Origin of the sequence: Streptomyces sp. NBC_00344 (assembly GCF_036088315.1) — a bacterium.
GTDB lineage: Bacteria > Actinomycetota > Actinomycetes > Streptomycetales > Streptomycetaceae > Streptomyces.
Genome location: NZ_CP107996.1, coordinates 4447719 through 4468228, shown reverse-complemented (window position 1 = coordinate 4468228; position 20510 = coordinate 4447719). Strand labels below are relative to the sequence as shown.

At 70.1% G+C, this 20510-nt stretch carries 19 protein-coding genes and 1 tRNA gene; 13 read left to right on the top strand and 7 right to left on the bottom strand.

Annotated elements, in window-relative coordinates; genetic code table 11:
• Positions 1-17: 17 nt before the first annotated feature.
• From OHS16_RS20205 to OHS16_RS20185, 5 genes are all read left to right on the top strand, one after another.
• The gene (locus tag OHS16_RS20205) at positions 18-1634 is read left to right on the top strand and encodes a hypothetical protein (RefSeq protein WP_328538620.1); all 1617 of its coding nucleotides are present in this window, start codon (positions 18-20) and stop codon (positions 1632-1634) included.
• Positions 1631-2968 (top strand): AAA family ATPase, encoded by a 1338-nt coding sequence (locus OHS16_RS20200; protein WP_328538619.1) that lies wholly within the window; start codon positions 1631-1633, stop codon positions 2966-2968. The genes OHS16_RS20205 and OHS16_RS20200 overlap by 4 nt, the downstream gene beginning before the upstream one ends.
• A 322-nt stretch (positions 2969-3290) precedes the next feature.
• Positions 3291-3632 carry a hypothetical protein gene (locus tag OHS16_RS20195; protein ID WP_328538618.1) on the top strand — a complete coding sequence of 114 codons (342 nt, stop codon included), beginning with the start codon at positions 3291-3293 and terminating at the stop codon, positions 3630-3632.
• Between the two features lie 197 nt (positions 3633-3829).
• Entirely contained in the window at positions 3830-4495 is a 666-nt protein-coding gene (locus tag OHS16_RS20190; protein WP_328538617.1) for a bifunctional DNA primase/polymerase, read from the top strand.
• Positions 4486-4559: transfer RNA gene (locus OHS16_RS20185), tRNA-Lys, on the top strand. Before OHS16_RS20190 ends, OHS16_RS20185 begins: the two co-directional genes overlap by 10 nt.
• 66 nt (positions 4560-4625) lie before the next feature.
• Here the strand turns inward: OHS16_RS20185 and OHS16_RS20180 are convergent.
• Positions 4626-5876 (bottom strand): M6 family metalloprotease domain-containing protein, encoded by a 1251-nt coding sequence (locus OHS16_RS20180; RefSeq protein WP_443042782.1) that lies wholly within the window; start codon positions 5874-5876, stop codon positions 4626-4628.
• 347 nt (positions 5877-6223) lie between these two features.
• On the opposite strand from OHS16_RS20180, the gene OHS16_RS20175 reads away from it, so the two are divergent.
• The gene (locus OHS16_RS20175; protein WP_328538615.1) at positions 6224-8032 is read left to right on the top strand and encodes a putative bifunctional diguanylate cyclase/phosphodiesterase; all 1809 of its coding nucleotides are present in this window, start codon (positions 6224-6226) and stop codon (positions 8030-8032) included.
• 109 nt (positions 8033-8141) lie between these two features.
• On the opposite strand, the gene OHS16_RS20170 is transcribed toward OHS16_RS20175, so the two are convergent.
• From OHS16_RS20170 to OHS16_RS20150, 5 genes are all read right to left on the bottom strand, one after another.
• A complete protein-coding gene (locus OHS16_RS20170; RefSeq protein ID WP_328538614.1) occupies positions 8142-8384 on the bottom strand; it encodes a type II toxin-antitoxin system Phd/YefM family antitoxin in 243 nt (80 codons plus the stop codon).
• A 172-nt stretch (positions 8385-8556) separates the two neighbouring features.
• Positions 8557-10281, bottom strand: a complete 1725-nt coding sequence (locus tag OHS16_RS20165; RefSeq protein WP_328538613.1) for a glycosyl hydrolase family 18 protein — start codon at positions 10279-10281, stop codon at positions 8557-8559.
• 230 nt (positions 10282-10511) lie between these two features.
• A complete protein-coding gene (locus OHS16_RS20160) occupies positions 10512-11576 on the bottom strand; it encodes an LLM class flavin-dependent oxidoreductase (RefSeq protein WP_328538612.1) in 1065 nt (354 codons plus the stop codon).
• 200 nt (positions 11577-11776) lie between these two features.
• A complete protein-coding gene (locus OHS16_RS20155) occupies positions 11777-12496 on the bottom strand; it encodes a maleate cis-trans isomerase family protein (protein WP_328538611.1) in 720 nt (239 codons plus the stop codon).
• On the bottom strand, positions 12493-13305 hold the full coding sequence (locus OHS16_RS20150; RefSeq protein WP_328538610.1) for a maleate cis-trans isomerase family protein: 813 nt from the start codon (positions 13303-13305) through the stop codon (positions 12493-12495). Before OHS16_RS20150 ends, OHS16_RS20155 begins: the two co-directional genes overlap by 4 nt.
• Before the next feature lie 166 nt (positions 13306-13471).
• On the opposite strand from OHS16_RS20150, the gene OHS16_RS20145 reads away from it, so the two are divergent.
• Positions 13472-14443, top strand: a complete 972-nt coding sequence (locus OHS16_RS20145; RefSeq protein ID WP_328538609.1) for a D-2-hydroxyacid dehydrogenase — start codon at positions 13472-13474, stop codon at positions 14441-14443.
• Positions 14436-15839 (top strand): amidase, encoded by a 1404-nt coding sequence (locus OHS16_RS20140; protein WP_328538608.1) that lies wholly within the window; start codon positions 14436-14438, stop codon positions 15837-15839. Before OHS16_RS20145 ends, OHS16_RS20140 begins: the two co-directional genes overlap by 8 nt.
• Before the next feature lie 124 nt (positions 15840-15963).
• Here OHS16_RS20140 and OHS16_RS20135 read toward each other — a convergent pair whose 3' ends face one another.
• Complete coding sequence (locus tag OHS16_RS20135) at positions 15964-16464, bottom strand: DUF3830 family protein (protein ID WP_328538607.1); 501 nt, start codon at positions 16462-16464, stop codon at positions 15964-15966.
• Between the two features lie 107 nt (positions 16465-16571).
• On the opposite strand from OHS16_RS20135, the gene ehuB reads away from it, so the two are divergent.
• The 5 genes from ehuB (at position 16572) to OHS16_RS20110 (ending at position 20500) form a co-directional block, all read left to right on the top strand.
• Positions 16572-17483 (top strand): ectoine/hydroxyectoine ABC transporter substrate-binding protein EhuB, encoded by a 912-nt coding sequence (gene ehuB, locus OHS16_RS20130; RefSeq protein WP_443042654.1) that lies wholly within the window; start codon positions 16572-16574, stop codon positions 17481-17483.
• On the top strand, positions 17480-18151 hold the full coding sequence (ehuC, locus tag OHS16_RS20125) for an ectoine/hydroxyectoine ABC transporter permease subunit EhuC (RefSeq protein ID WP_328538605.1): 672 nt from the start codon (positions 17480-17482) through the stop codon (positions 18149-18151). The genes ehuB and ehuC overlap by 4 nt, the downstream gene beginning before the upstream one ends.
• Entirely contained in the window at positions 18148-18801 is a 654-nt protein-coding gene (gene ehuD, locus OHS16_RS20120) for an ectoine/hydroxyectoine ABC transporter permease subunit EhuD (RefSeq protein WP_328538604.1), read from the top strand. The genes ehuC and ehuD overlap by 4 nt, the downstream gene beginning before the upstream one ends.
• Positions 18791-19576: an amino acid ABC transporter ATP-binding protein gene (locus OHS16_RS20115; RefSeq protein ID WP_328538603.1), complete on the top strand. Its 786-nt coding sequence runs from the start codon at positions 18791-18793 to the stop codon at positions 19574-19576. Before ehuD ends, OHS16_RS20115 begins: the two co-directional genes overlap by 11 nt.
• 165 nt (positions 19577-19741) lie before the next feature.
• Entirely contained in the window at positions 19742-20500 is a 759-nt protein-coding gene (locus OHS16_RS20110) for an IclR family transcriptional regulator (RefSeq protein ID WP_328538602.1), read from the top strand.
• Positions 20501-20510: the final 10 nt, after the last annotated feature.

Sequence of the window (20510 nt, the reverse complement as noted above, 5' to 3'; positions counted from 1 at the left end):
CGGCAGCAGGAGCGCGGATGTCGCTGATCAATACGCTGGCCCGGCTGGAAGCCGTTGCGGACGGACACGCGCATCCGACCGCCACGGTCCGCCATCGCCATCTCTCCGAGCGCCCGCTGGTCGTCGTCCCGCTCACCACCGCCGGCGAGGCCGGTGCGCCGCTCGGCGCTCTCGTCGGTACCGACCGCGCGCACCCGCGGCTGCTGGCGGTGGCCCAGCCGCGCGACCGCGATCTGCGATTCGCCTTCCTGGCCGAGCTGGCCGAGGCCGTTTTGCCGTACATCGGCACCTACACCGATGACGTCGAGGCCGCGGAGCGCTCCGAGGCGGACCCGGCGACCGGCAAGAAGACCAAGGTCGAGGTCGAACTGTGCGCGGACGCACCGCAGTTGATCGTTCCGAGCCGGGCCGGCATCGAATTCGTCCGGCTGCTCGGGCGCTCGATGCGCTTTCGCCGGACGGCCGAGGACGACCCGGAGACGCCCTATCCGGCGCCGCCGCGGGTTCCTCTGCTGGGTCGCTGGCTGACGCACTTCGGTGAGCGTGCCCGGGTGCCGGGATCCTCGCTGCTGCTGTCGGCGACCGATCTTCTGAACCGTCACTGGGCCACCGGGCAGAGCAGCCTCGAGGACCAGCATCTGGGTGCGTTGCTCGCCTGGATCGACCCGCCGGGCGGGTCGGGCGCGCAGGCGGCGCTCCGGGCCGAGCTCGAGCGCGACCGGTCGGGCCGGCTGCTGTGCCCGCCGGCCGGGCCCGCCACCGACCCCGCGTTCGACAACACGTTGCTCGCCCCGGCCATCGAGCGCTTCGATCTGGCCGGAACGGCGCTGGCAGCGGCCGAGGACGGACTGGCCGCCGATGCGGCACTGGCCGAACTGACCGCGGCCGAGCGCCATATCCGTACGCTGCTCGAAGAGGTGATGCGACCCACCTGGGACGCCGTCTGGCATGCGCTGGACCTGGTGCGGACGCTGCCCGACGGTGAACGGGCCGCCGCCCGGTGGACCCGCGACCGCTGGTCGTTCACCGGCCACCGGGACCGGGTCGCCGCCGGGGAGCCCCCGCAGCCCCGGCGGGACGACGCGGTGACCGCGGCGCAGAAGCTCGCCTCCCGGGAGGCGGCGCAGACCCTTCTGGACGCTCAGGAAGCCCTCGACGACCCTCTGGTGATGGCCGGCCGCCGGCTCTCCGGTGAGGCGTTCGCCGGCGAGGTGACCGATGTGGTGATGGCGTGGAGTGAATCGAAGCGCCCGAGCCCCCGCCCGTTGGTCACCATCCGCACGGACGACACCCCGCACCTCGGCGAGCGGGTCAAGGTGCACCGCGCACTGTCCGGGGATCCGCCGAAGACGCAGACCGCCGAGTTCGTCCGGTACGAGGAGGACGGCGCGCTGGTCCTGCGGCTGACGAACGGCATGGGCCGGGCCAGGGACCCGGCGCCGGGGACCGTGCCGGAGAAAGGCCAGCGGCTGTGCTGGACCCTCTTCGAGCACAGCTCGCGCGGCGGTCCCGAGCTGCCCGCGCAGGAGGACACCCCGTGGACCCACGGCGGGCCGCCGGGCGCAGCCGACCGGCCGGATTCCGCGACCGGTCCGACCGGTCCCGACCCCGTCACCCCGGAGGATCTGCTGTGACCCCCGATACGTCCGATCCGGGGACCGAGGCTGCCCGCGCGACACAGGCCATCCTCGACGACACCCTGCACGGGACCGCCCGGGGAGTGGTCGTCGACTCACCGCCCGGTGCGGGCAAGTCGACCCTGGTGGTCCGCGCCGCCCGCGAACTGGCCGCGGCCGGGCGTCCGCTGATGGTGATCGCCCAGACCAATGCGCAGGTCGACGACCTGGTGATGCGGCTCGCCGATGCGGACCCCGGGCTGCCGGTCGGCCGGCTGCACAGCAGCGAGCCCGATCCTTACGACAAGGCCATCGACGACCTGCCCCAGGTCCGTAAGTCGGCCAAGGCCGCCGATCTGGCGGGGCTCGACGTGGTGATCTCCACCTCGGCGAAATGGGCGCACGTGAAGGGTGTCGAGCCGTGGCGGCACGCCATCGTCGACGAGGCGTACCAGATGCGCTCGGACGCCCTGCTCGCGGTGGCGGGCCTGTTCGAGCGGGCCCTGTTCGTGGGCGATCCCGGCCAGCTCGACCCGTTCAGTGTGGTCGGCGCGGAGCAGTGGGCCGGGCTGGCGTACGACCCTTCGGCCAGCGCGGTGTCCACCCTCATCGCCCACAACCCGGAGCTGCCGCAGCACCGGCTGCCGGTCTCCTGGCGCCTGCCGGCCTCGGCCGCGCCGCTCGTGTCGGACGCGTTCTATCCGTACACACCCTTCCGCAGTGGTACGGGCCACGGTGACCGGCGGCTGGCCTTCGCTGTGCCGTCCGACGGTTCGGGCCCCGACCGGGTGCTCGACGAGGCGGCCGACACCGGCTGGGGCCTGCTCGAGCTGCCGGCCAGGCATACGCCCCGCACGGATCCGGAGGCGGTGGGGGCGGTGGCGCTGGTCGTCCGCCGGCTGCTCGACCGGGGCGGCGCCGCGGTGAGCGAGCGCTCGCCCGATCCGGTCCCGCTGACGGCGGACCGCATCGCGGTCGGCACCGCCCATCGCGACCAGGCTGCGGCGGTCCGCGCCGCACTCACCGGCCTCGGGGTCTCGGGCGTCGCGGTCGATACGGCGAACCGTCTGCAGGGCCGCGAGTTCGACGTCACCGTGGTGCTCCACCCGTTGTCCGGCCGCCCCGACGCGACCGCGTTCCATCTGGAGACCGGCAGGCTCTGCGTGCTGGCGTCACGGCACAGGCACGCGTGCATCGTGGTGTGCCGGGAGGGGGTCACCGAGCTGCTGGACGAGCACCCCTCCACGGAACCGGTGCGGTTGGGTGTGACGGTGAAGTTTCCCGACGGATGGGAGGCGAATCACGCGGTGCTCGCGCATCTCGCGGAACACCGGGTGCGGTACCGGCCGTAGCCGCATCCGTCCGGCGGCAGGGCCGGCGCCGTCGGTCCGCCGCGGGCCCGCGCGGCGGGCGATGCGGGCCGGAAGCCGGCTTCCGGTCGTTGGCCGGGCCAGGAACCGGCTGATGCGGACCGGATGTACGGATCCGGGCCCGGAAGGGTCGCGTACCAGCATGGAACGGGCACGTCCGGACACGGAACGCCGGAGGCCGGCACCGAAGGGTCACTACCGGGCAGGGAGGCGACCGGCGGGGCCAGGCCCCCGAGGCCCCCTTGCACGAGGCGGGACAATGGACGGTGGTCCGGAGACGCAACACGTACAGCAGGAGGCATCCATGGCGGAATCCGAACAGCGTGAGCGCAAACCGCGCCCCGCGCCATTGCTCTTCGAGCCGTCGGAAGCCTCCGCCGACCCCGAGCACTTCTTCGATCTGGAATCGATCGACGATCCGGCGGCGCTCCTGGTCCGTTCCACCGAGCTGACGCTCGCCTTCCGGGCCGCGGCCGACCGGGCGACCGAGTTCCAGGCGATCGCCGCCGCCCAGCTCGCCGACCCCCGTCGCTTCGACCGCCTCACCATGGCGGACATCGCCGAGCGCGCCCGGTGGACGGAGGACTACACCAAGAAGATGGTGGAGTTCGGCCGGGATCTGATGCGCAACGCCGGCCCGCTGTAAGGGGCGCAGCCGCCGGCTGGGCAGCGCAGCCCCCGGGGTGCGAAGCCAGGTGAGCGCACCCGGCGGGGCAGCGCACCTGGCTATCCGAGCACGCGGCTGGCATATGCAGGACGCAAGATACGCCTCCCGGCCCGCCCTGTCCCGGTTTCGGTCAACCCACAGAAACCAGACCGTTACTGCGGGTAGATCTGGATGTCATGAGCGCATGGCAGCGTAGCGACGGCAGCACGGGGATCTTCGCGGGCGGTGGGCCCGAAGGGCGGCCGCCCGGCGAGTTCAGCCGCACCCTCCGGGACGAGGGCGGACAGCACGCCGCCGAGGTCACCACCGCGGGCGCGGCCTGGCTGGCCTCCGCCGCCGCGTATCCCCGCAGTGCGCTCTCGCTGTGGCAGTCCCGCCCGGGCGCCCCCGTGGTGCTGCCCTGCGGAACCGTCTTCGACGTGGTGAACGTACCGTCGATCTTCGGCCGCCGGCTGCTGGACACACTCTGGTCCGAGGGCCCGGGCTCCGGTCCTGTGGCCGGCCACCGCGGCCGGATGCTGCTCTTCACCGCACCCGGCACGGCCCAGCGTCTGCCGTCCCTGCTCGAGTGGGAGGAGTGGGGCGAGGCGGTGCCGCCGATGCTCTGCCACGGGGTCGGTGATGCCGTGACCGTACCGTCGCCGACCAGCCGCGTTCCCCGCCCGGGGGCTCGCTGGCTGGTGGCTCCCGACACCCGGCACCCCTGGCTCCCCGGGCCCGAGGTGGTGCTCTGGGCATGCGTGCGGGCGGCCCGTTCGACCTGCTCACCATCGGTGCGCTTATCGATTTTTCCCCGCGCCGATCAGGATGCTAAGGTCTACGACGTCAGCAGGCGCCGCTAGCTCAGTTGGTTAGAGCAGCTGACTCTTAATCAGCGGGTCCGGGGTTCGAGTCCCTGGCGGCGCACAGACGGAAGAAGCCCCTCGCGCAAGCGGGGGGCTTCTTCGTTCGGCGGGTCCCACGGCGGCCCGGCTACATCCTCGGCGTGACCTCGATCGTCCAGGCTCCCGACGGCGTGCGGTCCGCGACCTCGACCCTCGTGCCGTTGCCCGGCACGGTGAACGTCTCCCCGACCTGAAGCGGCGCGTCGGCCAGCTGCGGGTAGACGGACTGACCCCAGCACGCCTCACTGTGCGGATGGGTGTCGAACACCTTGACCGGGCCACTTCCGGAGGCGGTCTCGCCCCTCACCTCGTAGATCAGCACCCCTTCGGTGCAGCTGGCCCGGTCGTTGCCCGCCGTGCTGCGGGCCTCGATCGCGAGCACGCGGTCCGCGCCGGTCCGTACCACCACCAGCCGGGTTCCCGTCACGTCCGTTCCCTCGGCGGGCATCTCCTCCACCGGGTCCAGGGTGTACATCCGGGGCTCTGTGCCCTGTACGCAGCCGATCTGGCGGCGGTCGAGCCAGCCCAGTTTCCACTTCAGCCAGCCGAACAGATCCGGGGAGAGCCCGAACTGGCTTCCCATGACGTCCCAGTCGCCGACATAGGTGTCCCAGTCGCCCTTGCCGTCCTCGGGGCGGTGATAGAGATCCGGCAGGTCGAAGACGTGCCCGGTCTCGTGTGCCAGCACGTTGTGGTCCGGCGGGTGCTGCTCGAAGCCGGTGACCACCCTTCGGATGGCCGTGCCGTCGGCGTGCAGCGGGCTGTCGAGGTTGACCACCTTGGTGGCATCGGAGTCGACACCCGGCGCATCCGGGTCGGCCAGCAGATAGACGACGTCGTACGTGCTGAAATCCACTTCCGGATCCGCCGCCGCCATCGCGTCCCGCAGATAGGCGCCGCGCTGCGAGGGGTCCCAGTCACGCTGTATGCCGTACGCGGTGGCCGGACGCGGCATCTGGATCCAGCGCCGCAGCGGGTGGGGGCGCAGCGTGAACTTTCCGTACGAGGCCCGCCGGTAGAACTCGGTCGTCGCCGGAAAGTAGTCGGCCGTCAGTTCCTGCGGTGTGGTGCGCGGCGATGAGCCGGGAAAGGACAAGAAGATCATGACCGCGTCGAGCGATCCGACCGGCTTGGTGTACGCGGAGTTCCAGCTGTCGAGACCGAGCGAGTGATGGGCATCGGTACGCGGCAGCACACAGGGTCCCGCGGTCCCCTCGGTGGCGACGGCCGGGCCTGCCACCAGCGAGGTGGCGGCCAGCGCGGTGAATGAGGTGAGCACAGCGGCGGCACGCCTCAGCCGCCGTCTGTCCACTCCCTCGGGTGGCTGCTTCCGCTGCACTTCGACCTCCGGGTTGGGGATGCGGGACACCCCACCCACCCTGTGTCGTTTTGTGCATGTTTGCCCTGTCGAGCTGCCCCAGCCGGGTGATCGGGCCGACACCCCGGCCCTTCACGGAAAGTCACAACCGATCACGTCGAAAAGATCCCGGACCACAGCCGTGCAGAAACGATCACCCTTGGCTGCCGGAGTGATCTCGGGCTGCGGCCAACGCTGGAACGGTCATCACTTCAACCTCTATGATCGGCACACTTTCCAGCGTGGATCGCGCCCTCGGCGTTCTTCCCCCGTCCGGCCTACGGCCGGACCCGTACTTGTCCAAGACGACTGCACTGCGGGAGCCAGCCGTGAGCGGAACCTCCGAAGGGCCGGGACCGGCGCCCGCTTCCGTCCGGCCGCCGGTCACGGAGCGTCAGACAGTCGGCCGGACCGCAGCCGAATTGCACGACTACCGGGCCGCCTTCAACACCGCACGGCTCGCGATGGCCGTCATCGACCGCGAGGGCCTGGTCGTCACGGCCAATGACGCCCTCGCCGGACTGCTGGGCGCCCCACCCGCGGGGCTGACCCGGCGGACCGCTGCCGATCTGGTGGATCTGACCGCGGACGCACGCACCTGGCACGCCTACCGCGAAGTGCTGGGCGGCCGCCGGGCAGGTTTCCGCTGCACCCGAAGGATCAAGCATCCCGACGGGCACTCGCTCTGGGCCGAGGTCAGCGTCACCCCCGTCCCCGACAGTTCCCAGGTGCTGCTCTCGGTCGCCGATGTCAGCGACCGGCGGGAGCTCCAGGCCAAGCTGCGCCATCTGCAGATGCACGACCCGGTGACCCGCCTTCCCAACCGCAGCCTGTTCTTCGAGCGGCTTTCCGCGGCGCTCGATCCGACGGCCCGCACCGTGCCGGGCACCGGCCGGATCGGCCTGTGCTATCTCGACCTCGACGGCTTCAAGGCGGTCAACGACACCCTGGGGCACGGCTTCGGGGACCGGCTGCTGTCGATCGTCGCCGCCCGACTCACCCACTGCGCGGACCGGGCCGGTTACGGGCGCAGCAGCGGCCATCTGGTGGCCAGGCTCGGCGGCGACGAATTCGCCCTGCTGGTCGAGGACTCCACCGGCACCGAACAGCTCGCCGACCTCGCAGGCTCGGTACTCGAAGCGCTCCGGGAACCCTTCGACCTGAGCGGCCACCGGTTGTCCATGTCCGCGTCGATCGGGGTGGTCGAGCGGCTGGTGGCCGGCACCAGCGCGACCGGTCTGATGCAAGCCGCGGACACCACGCTGTACTGGGCGAAGGCGGACGGCAAGGCCCGCTGGACCCTCTTCGACCCGGAGCGCAACGCGCACCGGATGACGCGTCAGGCCCTCTCGTCGACGCTGCGCCCCGCCGTCGAGAGCGGTGAGTTCATGCTGGAGTACCAGCCTCTGGTGGGCATGGCGGACGGAGCGCTCAAAGGCGTGGAGGCCCTGGTGCGCTGGGACCATCCGCAGTTCGGCCGGCTGACCCCGAATCGCTTCATCGGGCTGGCCGAGGAGGACGGTTCGATCGTCCAGCTCGGTGGCTGGGTCCTGCGTACGGCCTGCCGGCAGGCCAGGCAGTGGCAGCTCGACCACCCGGACCGGCCGCCGTTGTTCGTGAGCGTCAATGTCGCCGTCCGGCAGGTGTGGGACTCGGATCTGGTCGCCGAGGTGGCCGGGATCCTCGCCGAGACCGGTCTCGCGCCGGGGCTGCTGCAGCTGGAACTCACCGAGTCGGCGGTGATGGGCTCCGCGGGCCGTCCGCTTCAGGCGCTGCAGGCGCTCAGCGACATGGGGGTGCAGATCGCCATCGACGACTTCGGAACCGGCTACTCGAACCTTGCCTATCTCAGCCGGCTGCCCGTCTCCGTACTCAAGCTGGACGGTTCCTTCGTCCGCGGGTTCCGCTACGACGAGGGGACGCACCCCAATCCCGCCGACGAGATGATCGTCGAGGCACTGGTCCAGCTGGCCCACCGCCTGGGGCTCACCGTCACCGCGGAGTGTGTGGAGACGTCGGGACAGGCCGCCCGGCTGCGCCGGATCGGATGCGACACCGGGCAGGGCTACCTGTACTCCCGGGCGGTGCCGGCCGCGGACATCGGGGCGATGATCGGCCCCGTACCACTGCAGGGCTGAGAAGCGGGCGGCAGAGGCCGCCGCGCGGGGCACGCCGGTCATGACGCCGGCCGCGGTTCACCGCTGGGGCGTCACCGGGCGGGTCCTGAGCGCCTCATCGAGGCGTCGGTCAGAGTATGCCCAGGGAGTCGGCGATGTCGTCCGGCAGCTTGTCGAGGTCCTCGGGGACATGGACCTGTCCCTCCAACGGCTCACGACCGGTGTGCCCGGCCCCGGACGTCAGGGGTACCACCTTGGCCACCGGCTGCCCCGCCCTGCAGATCAGGACCTCGTCGCCGGCCGCCACCTGTTGCAGAATGCGCGACAGATGGGTCTTCGCCTCATGCACGTTGTACTGCCGGGCTGGTTCCACGGCGGCCTCTCGGGGACATCGTCTGCGTGGAGGGATGATCAGTGGAGCAAGCGTAGCGAGGGGGGCCGCGGGCCGCGAGCGTTGCGGGCCATCCGCCACGGGACCGGCGCGCGAAGCCGCCCCACCCGGGAAGGGATGTGGGGCGGCTTCGTCCTGTGGGGGCGCGTACGGGTCAGCAGGCGCCGAGGTCCTGCCAGACTCCCCAGTCGCCCGTGGTGCCGGGCTCCTCGCCCTGGGTCCACCACTTGGCGTTCCAGGTGTGGCCCTTGTACGAGACATGGGTGGAGCCGGTGTACACCGCGGCCCTGTCCCAGGCCGGCGCGGTGCAGCCGGCCGGCGGGGTGGTGGGAGGCGGCGTGGTCGGGGGCGGTGTGGTGGCCGGCGGCGTGGTGGGCGGGGTCGTCGCCGGCGGGGTGGTGGGCGGGGTCGTCGGGGAGGAGCCGACAGCGTCGACGATCTCGTTCAGCAGCGTCGTCCTGTCGTCCAGGCCGAGCAGGGAGTACATCATCGCTCCCGCGAGTCCCCTGCTGTGCGCGTAGTCGGCCCTGGCCTGGATCGCCTTCTGGTCGAGGCCAGTGAAGAACTCGCCGTCCTTGTAGAAGTAGGCGGCCTTCGCCTGGTCGTCCCAGAACGTGGTCGCCGGGTTGTCGACGATCCCGCTGAGCTCCTTGTAGTGCGCGATACCGGGCACCGCGCTGAGCGGGCGCGCCGCGGAGGCCCCGGTGGCTGGCTGTCCCAGGCCGTTCTTCGCACCGGCCGGGACGCCCTTCCAGCCGCGGTAGTAGAACTCGTACCCCAGCGTCAGCTTGCCGGCCGGGAAACCGCCCGCGATGCCGTACTGCGGTGACCCGTCGAGCCAGGCGTCGATGGCGTTGTCGATGGAGTACTTCTGGGTGCCGGGCGCGATGACGTCCGTCGGGTCGTCGGCCCCGGAGTACAGCGGGGACTGATGGTAGGCCGGCCCGTCGGCGTCCCAGGCACCGTGCATGTCGTACGTCATGATGTTGGCGTAGTCGAGGTACGCGCCGATCTTGTCGGTCTCGATGTTCTTGATCTTGTCCTGGCCGGCCGGGAGCGCGGCCGTGAGCAGATACTTCTTGCCGCCGTGCGCGGCGCCGAATGCGTCGAGCTGCTTGCGGAACTCGGCGAGCAGCAGCGTGTAGTTCTGCTTGTCGGCGGCCGAGTAGTGATTGCCGAGGTGGCCGCCGTCCGAGCCCGGGTACTCCCAGTCGATGTCGATCCCGTCGAAGATCCCGGCCGCGGTGCCCGCGCCGCCGTATCCGCCGTCGATCGGGAGGTCGCCCTGGATGTACTGCTTGATGCAGGAGGAGACGAGCTTCTGGCGGCTCGCGTCGGTCTTGGCCGCATCGGAGAAGTACTTGGAGTAACTCCACCCGCCGATCGAGATGTTGATCTTCAGCTTGGGGTACTTCGCCTTCAGTTCCCTGAACTGGTTGAAGACACCCACGATCGGCTGGTTCCAGGTGTCGGCCGTGCCGTCGACACTGTCCGCGGCGCTGAAGGACCGCTGGTAGTCGGCGTACGAATCTCCCGCACCGTCACCGGCGTTGGGGTTCGCGTCGTCGCCCGCCGCCTTGTTGGCCTCGAAGCAGCCGAGGTCGGTCGGGTGGATGTTGCCGAACGAGTAGTTGATGACGTCCAGCTTGCCCGCGATACCCCTGGTGTCCAGCTGCTTGGGGTAGAAGGCGTTGCCGTAGATGCTCCACTGGTCGTAGTACGCGATCTTCACCCCGCCCGTGGACACGGCGGCAGCGATCGGCCGGGCGGCGGACGCGGATGCCTGGCCGCCGGGGCCGAGGCCGGCCAGGGCGGCCAGCGCGCCCGCGGCGAGCGCCGCGGTCGACAGGGCCGCGATCAGGGGTCTACGGGTGCTCACGTGCTGCCTCCGGGAGGGTGAGCGGAACAGGTCGAGAGAAGAGATACGGCCACCGCGTCTACCGCGTCAATGGTCTGAACCAAACGAGGACTAGACCAATCGCCGCAGGAAACCGCTTGTCAGAGCCGGGGTCGGCACCAAGAAACCGCCCGCCACCATGGGTGACGAGCGGTTTAAGGTTCACTTGAACCTGGGAGCGACTGCCCGGCCGGAAGGGACCGGGGACCGCCTCACGGACCGACAGGCAGCCCGTACGCGTCCGCGATGAGCTCGTACGAACGCAAGCGCGCCTCCCCGCCATGCGCGTTGGCGGTGATCATCAACTCGTCGGCGCCGGTGCGCTTCTGGAGGTCGTCGAGGCCCGAACGGACCTCGTCCGCGGTGCCCATGATGATGTTGGCCAGCCAGCCGTCGACGAACTCCCGCTCCAGCGGGCTGAATTCGTACGCCTCCGCCTCCTCGGGCGTCGGTACGAGCCCCGGCCGCCCGGTACGCAGCCGGACCATCGAGAGCGCGCCGGTGAGCACCTGCCTGCGCGCTTCCTTCTCCTCATCGGCGGCCAGCGCACCGACACCGATCAGGGCGTAGGGGGCGTCCAGCACCGCGGAGGGCCGGAAGGACTCCCGGTAGAGGTCGAGGGCCGGAACGGTGTTCTGCGCCGAGAAGTGATGCGCGAAGGCGAACGGCAGCCCCAGTGTGCCGGCCAGCCGGGCGCTGAACCCGGACGACCCGAGCAGCCAGACGGGCGGGCGCCCCGCCGGTCCCTGGACCGGTCCCGGGACCGCGTGAATCCGGGCGTACGGATGGCCGTCGGGAAAGTCGTCGTCCAGGAACTTGGTCAACTCGGCCAGCTGCTGCGGGAATTCGTCGGCCCCTTCATGCAGCCGGTCGCTGCGGCGCAGGGCGGCCGCGGTGGCCCCGTCGGTGCCCGGAGCCCGCCCGAGCCCCAGGTCCACCCGGCCCGGCGCCATCGCCTCCAGCGTCCCGAACTGCTCCGCGATCACCAGTGGGGCGTGATTGGGCAGCATGACACCGCCCGAACCGAGCCTGATCCGGTCGGTGCGGGCGGCGAGATGGGCGAGCAGCACGGCCGGTGACGAGGAGGCGACCCCCGGCATCGAGTGATGCTCGGCCACCCAGTAACGGTGGAACCCACGGCGCTCGGCGAGCCGGGCGATGTCCACCCCGGTGCGGATGGCCTGGGTGGCGGTGCGGCCCTTGCCCACGGTCACCAGATCCAGCACGGAGAGGGGTACGGGGGCGGTTCCGGCCGCCTTGCCTCGGATGATGTCCACCGTGCGGTGCCTTCCTGCTGTTGGCCATGTACGCCCCGGGCAACAGGAGGGGGTCTCCGCTTATTCCCTGCATCATGCAGGCATGCTCCGCCGGGCCCGGGAACCGGCCGGCCGCGCGGCTCGGGAGTGGTCGCGGCTCGGGGGTGGCGCTCGGGGGAACAGAGGTCCGGGGGCGCGCCGCGCCCCCGGACCCCGTGCGCCTACTCCGGCCGGGCGAACAGCTTCCCGAGCTTCTCCGCCCACACCTTCCGCTCGGTCAGCCGCAGGCCCTCCCACACCGACACCTGGTTCGCGGTGAGCACCGGCTTCCCCAGCACCTGCTCCAGCTCCGGCAGATAGGCCGCCGTGTGCAGGGCCGTATCCGGCAGCAGCACCACCTCCGCCGACGGGTGGTCACCGGCGAGGGCCAGCTCCAGGACCTCGTCGCGGCCCCAGGTGCCGACCTCGGCAGCGGTGATGATCCCGCTGCCGCGGGTCGCGGTCACCTCGACACCCGCCGACTTCAGAAAACCGGCGAAATAGGCCGCCACGTCCTCCGGATAGGTCGCGGCGATGGCGACCCTGCTGACACCCAGGTGCTGCAACGCGTGCGCGAAGGCGAAGGACGTGCTGGAAGCCGGCATCCCGGCAGCCCGGGCCAGATTCCTGATCTGCTCCTGGGCTCCTTCCCAGCCGTATACGAAGCTGCCGCTGGTGCAGGCCCAGACCACCGCCTCGGCACCGGCGAGCCTGAGTTCTTCGACGCCGGCCGCGAGACGGTCGGCCTCGCCCATGCGGATCAGCGCATCCACCCGGTGGGCGTCCTCACCGATGTCCGTGTGGACGACGGGCAGTCTCACGTCGGAGGCGAAGAGCTGCTCGATTCGCTCGTAGTCGTCCTCCGCGGAATACCCCGGGTAAAGGAACCCGACCGCTGTCATGTCCAGCCTCCCTGCTCTTCGGGCGGATCTTCTGCCAGTGCGGTGGCGGGTTCCGGCATCGGGTCCGGTGCGGGCATCGAGTCGATCAGCAGCCGCTGGTACGGGCCGACCGCGTGCGCGCCGATCTGCCGCAGCGCCGCCCACATCGTGACCTGGTTCGCCGACAGGACCGGCATCCGCAGTTCGGCTTCGAGCTGCGGGATCACGTCGTACGTCGGGAGGTTGGTACAGCTGATGAAAAGCGCATCGGCCGCACCCACCACCGCCTGCCGGGCCATGTCCACCACATCGCGGTACGGGACTTTCCAGATGTGCCTGGTGAGGCCCAGAAAGGCCCGCCCGGTGACGGTTATCCCCGCTTCGCCGAGATATTCCTCCAGCGAGGACGTCACAGATTCAGTGTAGGGCGTGACCAGGGCGATCCGCCGTGCGCCGATCTCCTGGAACGCGGCCAGCAGAGCGCCCGACGTGGTGAGCGAAGGGATCTCGCCCGCCACCGTCATGGCTTCGCACATCGCGCGCTCACCGGCCAGGCCGCCGACGAAACTTCCGCTGGTGCACGCGTAGGCGACGACCTGCGGCGCCACCGCGCACAGCGCGCGGACCGCCTCGCCGAGGGTTTCGTGCTCACTGACGAGCCGGGCCAGGTCGAGCGAGACTTCGACCGGCACGAAGGGGGTACGCGTGAGATGGAGCGACACGTCGTCCGGGACCCAGCGCCAGAGCTCTCTGTCGAGAGCGAAGTCAAAAGGGGCAACGACACCAACACCGCGTTGTGGTTGTGGCCCGCCGAGAAAGGAGACGTCCATGAAGGGCCCCCGAATGACATGCGCAGACAAGCGTGCGCGAGGCGGCTGATGCTTCTGGTGTCGACGGTAGGGTCACCGAGCGAGCGCGGTCAATCAGTACATCTCAGACGTTGCAATCTGCTTACCCTGGGGACATCAGTACGCTCACGTCCGGAGGGCCGCGCGCATGTCCGAAGCATCTCCTGGAGCCCCTGAGATCACGCTCCTCGTCCTTGACGCCCAACCGCTTCCGCGCCTCGGCAGACTGACCGGGAAGGTGCGGGTCCTGCATGCGGACGAGCGCACGATCGGCGACCGACTCCCGCAGGCCGACGTGCTGTTGGTGTGGGACTTCCTCTCGGACGCGGTACGCAGGAGCTGGCCGGGCGACGGGCCTCGACCCCGCTGGGTGCATACGGCGAGCGCCGGTGTGGATCACCTGATGTGCCCGGAACTCGCGGCGTCGGACACCGTGGTGACCAACGCCCGGGGGATCTTCGACCAGCCGATCGCCGAGTACGTCGCCGGCCTTGTCCTCGCCTTCGCCAAGGATCTGCCCGGCACCCTGGAGCTCCAGCGCCAGCGGCGCTGGCGCCACCGCGAGACCGGGCGCCTCGCCGGTACCCGTGCGGTGGTCGTCGGCTCGGGTCCCATCGGCCGGGCGATCGGCTCCACACTGTCCTCGCTGGGTGTGGACACGGCTCTGGTGGGCCGGACCGCCCGCGGAGACGTGCACGGCCCGGATGAGCTGAACCAGTTGCTCGGCCGGGCCGATTGGGTGATCTGCGCGGCTCCCCTCACCGGGACCACCCGGGGCATGTTCGACGCGCGGGCCTTCGCCGCCATGCGGCCTTCGGCCCACTTCATCAATGTCGGCAGGGGAGCACTCGTCGTCGAGGACGATCTCTCCGACGCGCTGGGCAAACGCCGGCTCGCCGGGGCCGCTCTCGACGTGTTCGAGGAGGAGCCACTGCCTCCGGACAGCCCCCTGTGGGACGTCCCCGGCCTGATCATCTCCCCGCACATGAGCGGGGACACCATCGGCTGGCGCGACGATCTCGGCGAACAGTTCCTGGAGCTGTACGACATCTGGGCCAACGGAAATCCGCTGCCGAACGTGGTCGACAAGAAACGTGGGTACGTCCCCAGCCATGACTGAGCTCTGCGATCTGACCGCCTGCCAACTCCTCGCCGGCTACCGGAGCGGCGACTTCACCCCGGTCGACGCCGCCCGCGCCGTGCTGGACCGGATCGAGGTGGTGCAGCCCGGGGTGAACGCCTTCGTCCGGGTCGGCGCCGAAGAGGCCATGGCGCAGGCGGAGGCGTCCACCCGGCGATGGCGGTCGGGCGGGCCGCAGGGCCTGCTCGACGGGGTGCCGGTCACGGTCAAGGACATCCTGCTGATGCGCGGTGGCCCGACGTACCGCGGCTCGAAGAGCGTGAGCGGCGAAGGAGCCTGGGACGAGGATGCTCCGTCGGTCGCGCGGCTGCGGGAGCACGGTGCGGTCTTCGTCGGCAAGACCACCACACCGGAGTTCGGCTGGAAGGGCGTCACCGACTCGCCGCGCCACGGGGTGACCCGCAATCCGTACGACCTCACCCGGACGTCGGGCGGTTCGAGCGGGGGAAGCGCGGCGGCGGTGGCGCTCGGCGCCGGGCCGCTGAGCCTGGGGACGGACGGCGGGGGCTCGGTGCGCATCCCGGCCTCGTTCTGCGGGATCTTCGCCCTGAAGCCCACCTACGGGCGGGTCCCGCTCTATCCGGCGAGTGCCTTCGGGACGCTGGCCCATGTCGGTCCGATGACCCGGGACGCGGCGGACGCCGCTCTGATGATGGATGTCATCAGCGGCCCGGACCCCCGCGACTGGTCGCAGCTGGCCCGCTCGGCGGTGAGCCACCGTGACGGCCTCGGCGACGGCGTGAAGGGGCTGCGGATCGCCTTCTCCCCCACCCTGGGCGGCCAGGTCGCGGTCCGTCCCGCGGTGGCGGCCGCGGTACGCGACGCGGTGGGCCGGCTGGCGGAGCTCGGCGCCTACATCGAGGAGACGGAGCCGCCCCTCACCGATCCGGTCGCCGCCTTCCACACCCTGTGGTTCAGCGGGGCGGCCCGGGTGGCGGAACATCTCGGCCGCGAGCAGCGGGCGTTGCTCGATCCCGGGCTGCGGGAGATCGTCGAGGAGGGCGAGCGCTACTCGGCACTGGACTATCTGGCCGCCGTCGACGTCCGGATGGATCTGGGCCGCCGGATGGGTCTGTTCCACGAGCACTACGACCTGCTGGTGACGCCCACCATGCCGATCACCGCCTTCGGTGCGGGCGTCGAGTCCCCCCGGGGTTCCGGGCACCGCCGCTGGACGGGGTGGACCCCGTTCACCTACCCCTTCAACATGACCCAGCAGCCCGCGGCGACCGTCCCCTGCGGGACGGACGAGGACGGGCTGCCGATCGGGGTGCAGCTGGTGGCCGCACGGCATGCGGACGCGCTGGTACTACGGGCGGCGCACGCCCTGTACGAAGCGGGGGCGGGAGTGGGGCGGCCCGGTCTGCCGGGGTGACGGCCCCTGGCTGGTGCCCCCGTCAGGGCCGGCTGCGGTGCGGTCCCGAAGGGCCGGATGCGGTGCGGTCCGGACTGCCCGTGCGGCTGCGTCTGCCCGCAGCGGCGTTCCGGACCGCAGCCGGTCACGCCCGGCGGAAGCTCAGCGTCTCGCCCAGGGCGCCCGCGCGCCAGAGGTCCTGGCAGGCCTCGGCCATCCGGTCGAGGCCCTCCACCACCGAGCCCCACACGATCCCGGGCACCCATCCGGTGTCCCCGTTGATCAGCAGGTTGTTCCGCTCGTAGAACAGCGCCAGGTCGACCACGGTCGCCCGCCCCTGGATGTCCGCCCCGGCCTCGTAGCCGTACGAGTCCGTGCCGAGCACGGTCTCGGAGAAGGTGAAGTAGCAGAGGTCCCCGGGGATCGGCGTGACCGTCGGGTTCTCGAGCGGGGGTTCGGCCGGGGCGAAGCCCGGCATCAGGGCATAGATCTCGTTGCGGGCGTATTTCGCGTGATACACGTCCCCGCCCAGGGGCAGCGCGTCCCACACCGCGGCGCAGGTCACCGGCGCCTTGTCGTCGAGGAGCTTCGCGGTGCAGCTCACACCGCGCTTGTCGAGGGAAAGTTCCACGAATCGTTCGCTCATCCCTCCATGGTTTCCCCCACAGGCCCCTCCGGGTCAAGGCCGCCTCCCTGCGCGATGGGCTGAAATTGCCCCGCATACCTCGCTGGAAGCCGGGTAGCCGCGCGCCCATGGCTCCACCACCAGGGAACGACTCAGAAAGCACGACAAGACGGACCATTCTTCCCGTAAGGCGACGTTCGCTGTTGCTCGGCATGGCGGGACTGGGCACCGTGGGCGCGCTCGGGGCGACCGGTTGCAGCCGGATTCCGACCGGGGACACGCTCGCCAGACTGACGTCGCAGGGCACGGTGCGGCTCGGCATAGCGGGCGAGGTGCCGTACGGCTACGTCGACAAGAACGGCGACTTCACCGGCGAGGCGGTCGAACTCGCCAGGATCATCTTCAAGCGGCTCGGCATCGCCCACGTGCAGCCTGTCGCCACCGACTTCGGCTCCCTCATACCCGGGCTGAACTCCCAGCAGTTCGACGTCGTCTCGGCCGGGATGTACATCAACCACGACCGCTGCGAGCAGGTCATCTTCGCCGATCCCGAGTACCAGATGCTGGACGCCTTCATCGTCCGCAAGGGCAATCCGAAGAACCTCCACAACTACCAGGACTGTGTGAAGGCCAAGGCGAAGTTCGCCACCGGGTCCGCGTACGCCGAGATCGCCTACGCCGTGGACGCCGGTTACAAGGAGAAGGACATCGTCATTCTCCAGGACCAGGTGGCGGGGCTGAACGCCGTGGAGACCGGTCGCGTCGATGTCTTCGCCGGCACCGCGCTGACCGTCCGCGAGGTGGTGAAGAAGAGCCACCGGGCCGAGGCCACCGAGGCCTTCGCCACCACCGTCGACGGCAAGAAGAAGATCGACGGTGGCGGTTTCACCTTCCGCCGCACCGACACCTCGCTCCGTGACGCCTTCAACGTCGAGATCCACAAGATGAAGAAGAGCGGCGAACTGTTCCGGGTGCTCCACCGGTTCGGGTTCACCAAGGACGAGATGACCACACTGACGGCCAAGGAGCTGTGCGCATGACGCCGGGACTGTGGCAGCACTGGGTACTCCCAGGCATCTGGATAACCGTCCAGCTCACCGTGTACAGCGCCGTGCTGGCGGCCGTCGTGGCCTTCGGCATCGGCACCGCCCGTACGCACCACTCGCGCGTCGTGCGCTTCCTGGCCGGCTTCTACACCGAGGTCTTCCGCGGCACGTCCGCCCTGGTCCTGATGTTCTGGATCTTCTTCGTGCTGCCGAACCTGTTCGGCTGGGCCCTGGTCCCGATGTGGGCGGCCGTGCTCGCGCTGGGCCTGTCCTACGGTGCCTACGGCGCGGAGATCGTCCGCGGCGGCCTCCAGGCGGTGTCGCCCGCCCAGCGCGAGGCCGGCATCGCACTCAACTTCACCCCCTGGCAGCGACTGCGGCTGATCCTGCTGCCGCAGGCCGTACCGGAGATGATGCCGCCCTTCTCCAACCTGCTGGTCGAACTGCTCAAGGGCACCGCACTGGTCTCGCTGCTCGGTGTCGGGGATGTGTCGTTCGCCGCCTATCTGGTGCGGCTCGCCACCCAGGAGAGTTCCCAGATCTACTCCATCATCCTGGTCATCTACTTCGTCATCGCTTTCGTACTCACCCGCGGAATGCGGGCGCTGGAGCGTAAGACCCGGGCCAACCTCGGCCTCACGGCCACCGGAGGTGCCCGATGAACACGTGGGACTGGTCCGCTGTCTCGGACTTCATGCCGTACTTCTGGGACGGCCTGCTCGTCACCCTGCGGATCCTCGTGCTCGGCTCGGTGCTCTCCTTCGCGCTGGGCCTGGTCTGGGCGCTGGGGTACCGGACGACGACGCGCTTCGTGCGGTGGCCGGTGAACTTCATCACCGAGTTCATCCGCAACACCCCGCTGCTGGTGCAGCTGTTCTTCCTCTACTTCGTGCTTCCCGACTGGGGCATCCAGTTCTCCGCCATCACCACCGGCACCGTGGCGATCGGGCTGCACTACTCGACGTACACCGCCCAGGTGTACCGGGCCGGCATCGACGCCGTACCGGTCGGGCAGTGGGAGGCGGCCACCGCGCTGTCCCTGCCCGTCGGCCGTACCTGGACGGCGGTGATCCTGCCGCAGGCGGTCCGCCGCGTCCTGCCGGCCCTCGGCAACTACGTCATCGCCATGCTGAAGGACACCCCGCTGGTCGTCGCGATCAGCGTGCTCGATCTGCTCGGTGAGGCCCGCCAGCAGGGCGGACTGACCTTCCACAGCAACGAGACGATCACCGTCGTCGGTATCGCCTTCATCGTCATCGCCTATCCGGCATCTCTTCTTGTACGAGCCCTGGAGCGCCGCCTTGTCCGCTGACGCGATCCCCGCGAACCCCGAGACCCCTGTCACCGCAAGTGAGCTGATCCGCTTCGAGAACGTCACCAAGCGGTTCGGCGACAACACCGTCCTGGACAATCTGTGCTTCTCGGTGCAGCCGGGCAAGCACGTCACTCTGATCGGGCCCTCGGGGTCCGGCAAGACGACCATTCTCAGACTTCTGATGACCCTGCTCAAGCCCGACGAAGGCCTGATCACGGTCAACGGCGACAAGCTCTTCCCCTCCGATGGCGAGAAGCAGCTGCGCGAGGTCCGAAAGAACATCGGCATGGTCTTCCAGCAGTTCAACCTCTTCCCGAACATGTCGGTCCAGCGGAACATCACCGAGGCGCCGGTCCGGGTCCTGGGGATGTCCAAGGACGAGGCCGCCGAGCGTGCCAAGGGACTGCTCGACCTGGTGGGACTCGGGGACCGGGCGGACGCCAAGCCGAGTCAGCTCTCCGGCGGCCAGCAGCAGCGGGTGGCCATCGCGCGCGCGCTGGCGATGCGTCCGCAGGTCCTGCTGCTGGATGAAGTCACCTCCGCTCTCGACCCCGAGCTGGTCGCCGGTGTGCTCGATGTGCTGCGTGACATCGCGCGGTCCACCGACATCACCATGCTGTGCGTCACCCATGAGATGAATTTCGCCAGGGACATCTCCGACGACGTGCTGATGTTCGACTCGGGGAAGGTCATCGAGTCCGGCTCTCCGGAGAAAATCTTCAGCGAACCGGAGCACGAACGCACGCGCGAATTCCTCAGCGCGGTGCTCTGACCTCCGACTCCCGGATCAAATCGTGACTCCGGCATATGCCATGGTGGCGCGCTCCAGCGTAGTGGTGCGGTGCGCGCCACCCGGCTCCCCAACAGCCGCCCCATGGGCGGCTCCTGGCCGTTATCGTGGTGTACGAGCAAGCGGCCACTACCTGTAGGGGGAACCGTGGCGCTGAAGCCCGAGCCGACTGCGCCGTTCCATTCGGTGCAGTACGCACTGCGCGTGCTGGAGTCCGTCGCCGGGTGCGGAGGCGGTGTCACCGACACCGAGATCGCGCGCGACACCGGCCTCCCCACGGCCCATCTCTCCTCGCTGCTGCTGATGCTGCGCCGCGAGGGATATGTCGAGCAGATCGGTGACGGGGCCTATGTGATCGGCGACTCGCTCGTCGTCCTCGGCTCCGGCGCCCCCCGGAAGGCGGCGCTCGAGGCCAGGCTCCAGGACACCCTGAGCCGGCTGCGGGACTCGGTGGGGGCCGCCGTCTACATCAGCCGGTACATCGACGGCGAGGTCAGGATCACCCAGGTCGCCGACGGCCCGCTCACACCGGCCGTCCGGGAGTGGGTCGACTTCCGTTCGTCGGCCCATGCCAGCGCGGTGGGCAAGTGCCTGCTGACCCAGCTCGATCAGAACGGCCGTCGCGACCACCTCTCCCGCCACCGGATCGCCCGGCTCACCTCCAGGACCATCACCAACGAGCGGGTCCTCTTCTCCCGGCTGGACTCCCAGCCGGCCACGGTCCCGATGCTCGACCTCCAGGAGTACGCGGTCGGCACGGTCTGCGCCGCGGTGCCGATCACCGCGGGCTCCGCCGTCGGCTGTCTGGCGCTCTCCCTCCCGATCGAACACGCCCACCGGCTGCGCTCGGCGGCGGAGGCCCTGAACCGGCAGGCCGCGCCGCTCGCGCTCTCACTGACCCTCTGAACCTGGCCCG

Bases quoted from the DNA above. Each gene is read 5' to 3' on its own strand.
- OHS16_RS20155 (WP_328538611.1), bottom strand. From the start codon at position 12,496: ATGACAGCGGTCGGGTTCCTTTACCCGGGGTATTCCGCGGAGGACGAC.
- OHS16_RS20150 (WP_328538610.1), bottom strand. From the start codon at position 13,305: ATGGACGTCTCCTTTCTCGGCGGGCCACAACCACAACGCGGTGTTGGT.
- OHS16_RS20140 (WP_328538608.1), top strand. From the start codon at position 14,436: ATGACTGAGCTCTGCGATCTGACCGCCTGCCAACTCCTCGCCGGCTAC.
- OHS16_RS20195 (WP_328538618.1), top strand. From the start codon at position 3,291: ATGGCGGAATCCGAACAGCGTGAGCGCAAACCGCGCCCCGCGCCATTG.
- ehuD (WP_328538604.1), top strand. From the start codon at position 18,148: ATGAACACGTGGGACTGGTCCGCTGTCTCGGACTTCATGCCGTACTTC.
- OHS16_RS20205 (WP_328538620.1), top strand. From the start codon at position 18: ATGTCGCTGATCAATACGCTGGCCCGGCTGGAAGCCGTTGCGGACGGA.
- OHS16_RS20135 (WP_328538607.1), bottom strand. From the start codon at position 16,464: ATGAGCGAACGATTCGTGGAACTTTCCCTCGACAAGCGCGGTGTGAGC.
- OHS16_RS20190 (WP_328538617.1), top strand. From the start codon at position 3,830: ATGAGCGCATGGCAGCGTAGCGACGGCAGCACGGGGATCTTCGCGGGC.
- ehuC (WP_328538605.1), top strand. From the start codon at position 17,480: ATGACGCCGGGACTGTGGCAGCACTGGGTACTCCCAGGCATCTGGATA.
- OHS16_RS20145 (WP_328538609.1), top strand. From the start codon at position 13,472: ATGTCCGAAGCATCTCCTGGAGCCCCTGAGATCACGCTCCTCGTCCTT.
- ehuB (WP_443042654.1), top strand. From the start codon at position 16,572: ATGGCTCCACCACCAGGGAACGACTCAGAAAGCACGACAAGACGGACC.